This window comes from Phytomonospora sp. NPDC050363 (genome assembly GCF_040655735.1).
Taxonomy (GTDB): Bacteria; Actinomycetota; Actinomycetes; order Mycobacteriales; family Micromonosporaceae; genus Phytomonospora.
The window spans coordinates 208,822-216,707 of sequence record NZ_JBFAKK010000014.1 but is presented as its reverse complement, the minus strand read 5'-3'; the positions used below and the strand labels follow the sequence as shown (position 1 = coordinate 216,707).

The window sequence follows — 7,886 nt, the reverse complement described above, 5'->3', positions numbered from 1 at the left end:
GACCCCGCCAAGGGCTCCGCCCCTGGACCCCGCTGGGAGGCTTCGCCCCCAGACCCCCACCAGGAACTCCGTCCCTGGACCCGGACCTCTCGCCTCGACTACGGCCGTTCGGTCTCGGACTATGTGCGGCCGGCTTCGCCACGGCCGCAAGCAACAGATCGCCGATCACAGCCCACCTGCCCGCCAAACCTCCGCCGGGCACCCGCCACTTCAGGCGTCACCCCACACCGGAGCCGGCCGCTTCGCGCCGAGCACCCACCACCCCCAGCGCACCCAACCCCCACCCAGTGCCGGCAGCTTCGCGCCGAGCACCCGTGACTTCAGGCGTAACCCCACCCCGGGACCCAGCACCGTAGGAGGTGCCACAACCCGATCCCCTACCCCGCAGGCGTCTCGTTTGCCTCCGACCCGCAAACCCGGCAAACACAAACCCCCGGCCCATTTGCCGGGGGTCGTGTGTCTGCCCTGCACCGCCGCGCACCGCCGCGCACCGCCGCGCGCCGCCCTGCGCCGTCGTGTGCCGTCGGACTCAGGCGGGTTGTCCGCTGGCCTGACCGCCGGCTTGTGCGTTGACCTCGTTCTGGCGGGATTCGATGGCGTTGCGCAGGTTCTCCTCGGCCTCGTTGTCCAGTGACGTGTGTACGAGCTTGCCGCCGTACTGGCCGAGCCGGTCGAGGATCTTGTCCTGTGTGGCGTCTCGGACGAGCACGACGAGGGCCGCGCCGCCGGGCTGGAGTTCGGTGCCGAGTTGTTTCATGAACTTGTCGTCGACGCCGGTGTCGGTCAGGGCGCCGCTGGCGGCGCCGGCCGCCGCGCCGACGGCCATGCCGAGGAGCGGGGCGAAGAAGAGGAGTCCGATCAGGCCGCCCCACAGGACGCCGCCGGTCGCGCCGATGGCCGTGTTGGAGCCGCTCTGGCGAAGTTTGACCTTGCCGTCGGCTTTGCGTTCGACGACGACGGCGTCCTCAAGTGTGATCAGTTTGCCCTTCTGCAGTTCGAAGAGCTTGCCGAGCACCGTCTGCGCGGTCTGCGGGTCCGGGTACGTCACCGCAACGAGATAGCTCACAGGTCTTCCCCTTCTCGAGTTCGGTTGCAACCGAGGCTCATACTGCCCCATACGCGTAATTCACGCATGTCATCCCGCTAGATGGGTTTTGCCGGAAAGATGGTCAGATGATCAGGATCACCCGCATTCTGTCCGCGGCCGCCGTCTGCGTCCTGGCCGCGCCGGCGCTGACCGCCTGCACCGGCGGCGTATTCGACGGCGAGCAGGCCGAACGCACCGCCGAGACCGATTCCCTTGAGGCCAACTACCAGCAGGTCGTCGAGACCGTGCTGCCCTCGGTCGTCGAGATCACCACCGCCAACGGTCTCGGGTCGGGCGTGATCTACGACGACGCCGGCCACATCGTCACCAACGCGCACGTCGTCGGGTCGGCGACGACCTTCCAGGTCACTCCCGCCGCCGGCGGCGACACGCTCCCCGCGACGCTGGTCGCGAGCTACCCCACCGAGGACATCGCCGTCATCAAGGTCGAGGGCACCCTCCCCGGCAACCCCGCCACCTTCGCCGACTCCACGCAGCTCAAGGTCGGCCAGATCGTCCTGGCGATGGGAAACCCGCTCGGCCTGACCGGAAGCGTCAGCCAGGGCATCGTCTCGGCCGTCGGGCGCACCGAGACCGAGCCGCGCACCGCCGACTCCCCCGGCACGGTCCTGGCCGACATGATCCAGACGACGGCCGCCATCAACCCGGGCAACAGCGGCGGCGCGCTGGTCGACCTCGACGGCAACGTCGTCGGCATCCCGACGCTCGCCGCGACGAGCACCGGTTCGGGCGACGCGGCCGTCGGCATCGGCTTCGCGATCTCGTCGAGCACCGCCACCCGCATCGCCGACCAGTTGATCGCCGACGGGAAGGTCGTCGACTCCGACCGCGCCGCGCTCGGCCTGACCGTCCGGGGCGTCATCGACGAGTCGGCGAAGCCGCTCGGCGTCGGGGTGGTCGCCGTCACCGCCGGAGGCCCTTCGCAACAGGCCGGAATCCAGCCCGGCGACATCATCACCGCCATTGACGGCACCGCCATTCCGACCGTCACCGAGCTCAATGTCTTCCTCGCCTCGAAAAAGCCGGGGGATCAGGTCACGGTGACCATTACGCGGGCCGAATCGAGCATGGACGTCCCCGTCACACTCGGGGAGATGTAGTGGTTTCGCGAACATCGTTCGCATCCTCGGCGGGTCGGGTGTTTCCCCAGGTCGCCACCCACAATCAGGGGACCGACGGGTCCTCCGAACAGTCGGTTGTCGACAAGCCGCGCGCCTGGGCGATCTTGTGTCGGCGAGGTCACAATCCCGGGGTGTCACCAAATGGCCGGACACCGCGTGATGATGGGTGAACGGCGATGCGGCCGTCCATTTCTCCCACCGGCACTACCTTTATAGGAACACTCGTTGAGCATCCCCATGCCCGCTTTCGCGGCCGCTTCCGCACGCTCTGACTCCGCCTCCGGCACCTTCCACGGGTGGCGCATGGTCGGTTTCGCCGCCGTGCTGCTCGCGCTCACCGCTCCCGGCCAGACCGCGGCCGTCTCGGTCTTCATCGACCCGATGATCTCCGAGCTCGGCATCTCCCGGTCGACGGTCTCGATCGCCTATCTCATCGGCACTCTCAGCGGTGCCGTCGCGATGCCGTTGATCGGGCGCCTCGTCGACCGCCATGGCTCCCGCCGGGCGATCGTCGTGATCGGCGCGCTGCTCGGCGCCGTGCTGGTCGCCATGGCCACCGTGAGCGGGCTCTACGGCCTCACCGCCGGGTTCATCGGCATCCGCATGCTCGGGCAGGGCGCGCTGGGCCTTGCCGCCACGACCATCGCCGCGCACTGGTTCGACCGCCGCCGCGGCATCGCCACCGGCGTCGTGTCCGCCTTCGGCCTCGCCGGCATCTGCCTCGCTCCCATCGGCCTCGAACGCATCATCGCGGCCACGAGCTGGCAGACGGCGTGGCTCGTGCAGGGCCTGCTGGTGTGGGCCGTGGCGATCCCGATCGCGGTCTTCGGGCTGCGCAACCGTCCCGCCGACGTCGGCCAGTTCGTCGACGGCGAGGCGCCGACCGTGGACACGCTGCGCGACCAGGGCGGCATGACCCGCGCCGAGGCGATGCGCACGCCCTACTTCTGGGTGCTGTGCGGCGCCGTGGGCGTCACCGCCCTGCTCACCACCGCGATCGCGTTCCACCAGATCGACATGCTCGTCGCGCGCGGCCTGTCGGCCACCGACGCCGCGGCGAACTTCCTGCCGCAGACGATCGCCGGCACCCTCGTCGCGCTGGGCGCCGGGATGGTCCTCGACAAGGCCAGCCCGCGCCTGCTCGTCGCGGTCACCGTCGGGCTGCTCGCGGTGGGCATGCTGTGGGCCGTGGTCATCACGCCGGGCCTGTCGGCGATCGGTTTCGGCCTGGTCCTCGGCTCGGCCGGCTACCTGATCTCCCCCGTCGGCGACGGCCTCGCGCCGCGCCTGTTCGGGGTGCGGCACATCGGCGCCATCCGCGGCACCATGGCCGCGATCAGCGTCGCCAGCAGCGCCTTCGGTCCGCTGGTCTTCACGCTCCTGCACGACGTCGGCGGCTCCTACTCGCTGCCGCTGCTGATCTCAGCGGCGCTGCCGGCCGCCGTCGCCGTGGCCGCCTACGTGATCCCGCTGCCGCAGCCGTCGCGGACGGTGCCCGAGGCGCAGTTCGTCGGCACCCACGGGATCGGCTCGACCTGCTGCGTGGAGAGCGACGGCGAGCAGGCCGTGCTGAACCTGCGCCCGGTGTCGCGGACGCGTCCGGTGACCTCGCGTTCGCAGGGCCGCCCGTGGGCCCGCCGGATGGCGAAGTCGGCGTGCTCGCACACCGGTGAACGGGCCGAGGTCTCCTGACCGGAGCACTTCAGCGAAAAGGGGATGCCGCGTCCGGAAGGTCGCGGCATCCCCTTACTCATGTCTCTCGTCCGGGGCCCCGCGCCCCACGCGCGGGATGGACGTTTCCGAGGGCTCCGGCTCCGGGTCGCGGCCTGGGGGAGTGTGGATCGCGACCGAGTGCCGGAGCCGTCAGGCGGCCGAGAGGGTGCGGGCCGGGTCTTCGCTGCGCGGGCGCGGCGTTCGCGTACCTGTCCGGGTAGCGGCGCGCGTGCGCGTCGTGACCGGCGCCGCGACGGTCGCGGCTTCGGCTTCTGTGCGCTGGAACCTCTTCGACGCCTCCCACGCGTCGCCGATCTGTCCGTCCCAGCAAAGCCAGGAGTGGCACGGCCACGCCTGGCCGCACTCGGTGCAAGTCTTTTCTCCCAGGCGCGGCGTGTGCCGCTTCCACCAGCGGACCTGAACGGTCCACAGCCCGGGGCAGATGACCCCCACCGGGGCATCCTCCTGCGGCGGATTGTTCAAGTCGAACGGGCTCCTCACGTTCCCCACCCTTCGTGATGATCACGATCCGCGATGCCGCGGGTCGCACTTTGGGGTTCCCACCGTTGTGATGTTCTAGAGTGGAGAATTGCAGATGCAGATTGTCTCTGCAACAGGGATCAGCAATTCGGGGACAAGATTTTTTACTCGCAAAGCCAGCGGGTCACTCAGATGACCGACCCAGGGAGGTGTGAGATGGCAGGAGAATCTAAGGACCGGGAGCCGCCTAAGCTCTCAGTCGATGTTGGAAACGCGCCAGGAGGCGATGAGGTGGGAACAGGCGCTAAGTCGCGCGGAGCGAATCCGACGGTGCGCAGACGCAGTCTGGGCGCCCGCTTGCGCGACATCCGGGAGAAGGCGGGCGTCACCGCCGACGAGGCCGCCACGGCGCTCGACGTGCACTCGTCGACGATCTACCGGATCGAACGCGGCAAGGTGGGGATCAAGCCGCGCGACGTGAAGACTCTGCTGGCCAGGTACGGCATCGATGACGACGATCAGCTCGGCGAGCTGGAGGGTCTTGCCCGGGAGGGCCGGCAGCGGGGTTGGTGGGCGAAGTACTCCGACACGATCTCGCCGCCGTACGCGACATACATCGGTCTTGAGTCCGAGGCGAACTACCTCTATATATACGACGCGATCATCATCAACGGCTTGTTGCAGACGCGCGCGTACGCGGAGGCCTCCTTCAAGTTCGCGCCCGCGGGCGATCCCAAGCAGATCGGCACGCGCATCCAGTTGCGGATGGACCGCCAGGAGCGGTTGCGGCTGCTCAAGGAGGGCGCCGAGCTGCGCGACCAGTCGGACGACGAGCCGACGGGGCAGGCGCGTCCGCTCCAGCTGTGGGCGGTGATCGACGAGGCTGCGCTGCGCCGGATGATCGGCGGCAAGGCGGTCATGGAGGAGCAGTTGTCGCATCTGATCGAGATCGCGCAGTACGACGGCGTGACGCTCCAGGTGCTGCCCTTCGACGGCGGCGCCTACCCGGGCATGCTGGGCACCTTCACGATCCTGCGCTTCGCCGGCGCCGATCCCGACGTGGTCTACGTCGAGGGCAAGACCGGCGACGTCTATGAGGAGACCGAGGAGCAGGTGCGGCCCTATTGGCAGATCTTCGACAGTCTGCGCGCGGCGGCGCTGAGCCCGGTGGACACGCTGGAGCGGCTGAAGCAGCGGTTGCGGGACGTCAAGGACGGCGTGCCGGACCTGTAGGACTTCGGGTGGGACACGACGTGGGGCCCCGGTCGCCGAATCGGCGACCGGGGCCCCACGTCACTCGTCACATGCGGTCGGTACGAAGGTCGGCGATGAGGCGGTGCCACTCGCCGAAACCGATGTTGAGCGTCGGGCCGCTCCGGTCCTTCGTATCGCGCACCTCGACAGAGGTCACGTCGAGACGGGCCTCGACGCAAGCACCTTCATGTCCGGAGTAAGAGCTCTTATGCCATTGCCTGGTCAGCATTGCTCCCACCTTTCTAGAACCTTGGGCCAGGTGCTGATCGCTGCGCCGAACGCTAGCGATCAGCGATGTAATGGAATTGCGGATATCTGTCACTGTCAGACAGGCGACAGGGCCGGGGACGGTGTTCCACGGGTTTCTGTCGGAGTTTCCGCAAACGCGATCGTCCCGCAAATACCGGAGTGCATGACGGACACCGTGTGCGACGTCGCCGCCGACGGTTAGACGGCCACGCCTGCGGATTCAACCTGTTCCGGAGGCGTCCGCGGCCGTCCGTCGACGGTCCCGGCCGGTCTTCGGACAGGCCTTCTGCCAGCTTTGCTGTTGCGTGCAGATCAGGTTAGGCCGTGCGCGTCGGATTTTCGACGGACATTCACCGGTTCGAGTTGTCGGGAAATGGTCAGATCGCACCGGAGCGTCGGTCGAGTGATCATTCGGTCACCGTCCAACACATTGTCGGTCGTTACGTGCCCACGTCGTTGCCCAGAGTATCTTCTCGATTTCGACGCACCGACCGATTCAATCACGAAAAGGCCCGGAGCGTGCTCCGGGCCTTTCGCGGCGCAGACTCGCCGATCGGTGCCGGCTCAGTCCTTGAGGATGAGCTCGACGACCGGCACCTCGACCGCCGGCGCCGCCATCGGCAGCGACAGGGTCAGGGTGCCCTCGGGCAGGCCTTTGAGGTGGTTGTGGAACGGGTTCTTCGGGTCGTACTCCACCCGCTTGACCTCGGAGTGGTCGTACAGGAAGCGCGCGTAGGCGACCTTCCCGGCGAGCCCCGACAGGTGCAGGTGCTTCATCGGCCACGACAGGATGTGCAGGTAGAGGCGGTTGCCGCGCTGCGTGTAGCGGCAGTCGGCGGGCGGCACGTGCGCGCTGCGCCCGGCGCCGCGGATGGCCGGCTCGTGCAGCCGCATCCACTCCCCTACACCCGCCAGCGACTCGCGGGCACGGGGATCGAACTCGCCGCGACCGGTCGGCCCGACGTTGAGGAGCATGTTGCCGCCCTTGGAGACGGTGTCGAGCAGCATCCGCACGAGCATGCCCGGCGACTTCCAGTCGAGGTTGTCGCGGTCGTAGCCCCAGGACCCGTTGAGGGTCTGGCAGGCCTCCCACGGGACCGCGCTGCCGGCGAACTCGTTCTCGTGCCCCGGCGGCTGCACCTGCTCGGGCGTGGTGAAGTCGCCGGTCTCGGGGTCGGGCCCGACCCCGAGTTCGAGGCGGTTGTTGACCAGGATGTGCGGCTGGAGCTCACGGCACAGCGCGATCAGCTCCGCCGAACGCCACTCGGGTGCGCCTTTGGCGTTGAAGCCGCGCCCGGAGTAGGAGAAGTCGAACCAGATCAGGTCGACCCTGCCGTAGTTGGTCAGCAGCTCGCGGACCTGCCCGTGCAGGTAGTCGGCGTACTTGGTGACGTCGCGGCCCTCGGTGGCGGCGATGTAGCCGGCGTCGTCGCGCTGCGGGTGGTACAGGTCCACCGGGAACTCGGGGTGGTGCCAGTCGATGAGCGAGTAGTAGAAGCCGACCTTGAAGCCCCGCGCCCGAAACGCCTCGACCATCGGCCGCAGCAGATCCTTGCCGTAGGGGGTGTTGGGGGCGTTGTAGTCGGTGAGCTCGCTGTCGAAGAGGCAGAAACCGTCGTGGTGCTTGGTCGTGATGACGAAGTACCGCATCCCGGCGTTCCAGGCGTCCTCGGCCCACCGCTGCGGGTCGTACAGGTCGGGGTCGAAGTGGTCGAAGTACGGCTGGTAGGCCTCCTCGGTGATCCGCTCGCGCGAACGCACCCACTCGTGCCTGGCGGCGGCCGCGTACACGCCCCAGTGCACGAACAGCCCGAAACGGTCGGCGGTGAACCACGCGGCCCTCTCGGCCAGCGGCGCGATCTCGGTCATGTCAGCCTCTCCTCGACTCCGTACGGCCCCGTCGTGATCTTGCCCGACGGCGGCGGGCGGGGGGAGCCCGCCGCCGCCGGTGCTCATGCGGA

7 protein-coding genes are annotated in these 7,886 nt (G+C 68.6%); 3 read left to right on the top strand and 4 right to left on the bottom strand.

Going from position 1 to position 7,886, the window contains the following annotated elements; genetic code table 11:
- Positions 1 to 529: 529 nt before the first annotated feature.
- Positions 530 to 1,066 carry a DUF1269 domain-containing protein gene (locus AB0I28_RS31930; protein ID WP_357499411.1) on the bottom strand — a complete coding sequence of 179 codons (537 nt, stop codon included), beginning with the start codon at positions 1,064 to 1,066 and terminating at the stop codon, positions 530 to 532.
- 107 nt (positions 1,067 to 1,173) lie between these two features.
- Between AB0I28_RS31930 and AB0I28_RS31925 the strand changes: the two genes are divergently transcribed.
- Together AB0I28_RS31925 and AB0I28_RS31920 are read left to right on the top strand one after the other, a co-directional pair.
- Positions 1,174 to 2,208: a trypsin-like peptidase domain-containing protein gene (locus tag AB0I28_RS31925; RefSeq protein ID WP_357499410.1), complete on the top strand. Its 1,035-nt coding sequence runs from the start codon at positions 1,174 to 1,176 to the stop codon at positions 2,206 to 2,208.
- Between the two features lie 246 nt (positions 2,209 to 2,454).
- Positions 2,455 to 3,921, top strand: coding sequence for an MFS transporter (locus AB0I28_RS31920; protein WP_357499409.1), 1,467 nt, complete (start codon positions 2,455 to 2,457; stop codon positions 3,919 to 3,921).
- 171 nt (positions 3,922 to 4,092) lie between these two features.
- On the opposite strand, the gene AB0I28_RS31915 is transcribed toward AB0I28_RS31920, so the two are convergent.
- On the bottom strand, positions 4,093 to 4,425 hold the full coding sequence (locus AB0I28_RS31915; protein WP_357499408.1) for a hypothetical protein: 333 nt from the start codon (positions 4,423 to 4,425) through the stop codon (positions 4,093 to 4,095).
- 327 nt (positions 4,426 to 4,752) lie between these two features.
- Here AB0I28_RS31915 and AB0I28_RS31910 point away from each other — a divergent pair, with 327 nt between their 5' ends.
- Positions 4,753 to 5,655, top strand: a complete 903-nt coding sequence (locus AB0I28_RS31910; RefSeq protein ID WP_357499407.1) for a helix-turn-helix transcriptional regulator — start codon at positions 4,753 to 4,755, stop codon at positions 5,653 to 5,655.
- A 67-nt stretch (positions 5,656 to 5,722) separates the two neighbouring features.
- Here AB0I28_RS31910 and AB0I28_RS31905 read toward each other — a convergent pair whose 3' ends face one another.
- Positions 5,723 to 5,905 (bottom strand): DUF397 domain-containing protein, encoded by a 183-nt coding sequence (locus AB0I28_RS31905; RefSeq protein WP_357499406.1) that lies wholly within the window; start codon positions 5,903 to 5,905, stop codon positions 5,723 to 5,725.
- Between the two features lie 584 nt (positions 5,906 to 6,489).
- The gene (locus tag AB0I28_RS31900; RefSeq protein ID WP_357499405.1) at positions 6,490 to 7,794 is read right to left on the bottom strand and encodes an alpha-L-fucosidase; all 1,305 of its coding nucleotides are present in this window, start codon (positions 7,792 to 7,794) and stop codon (positions 6,490 to 6,492) included.
- Positions 7,795 to 7,886: the final 92 nt, after the last annotated feature.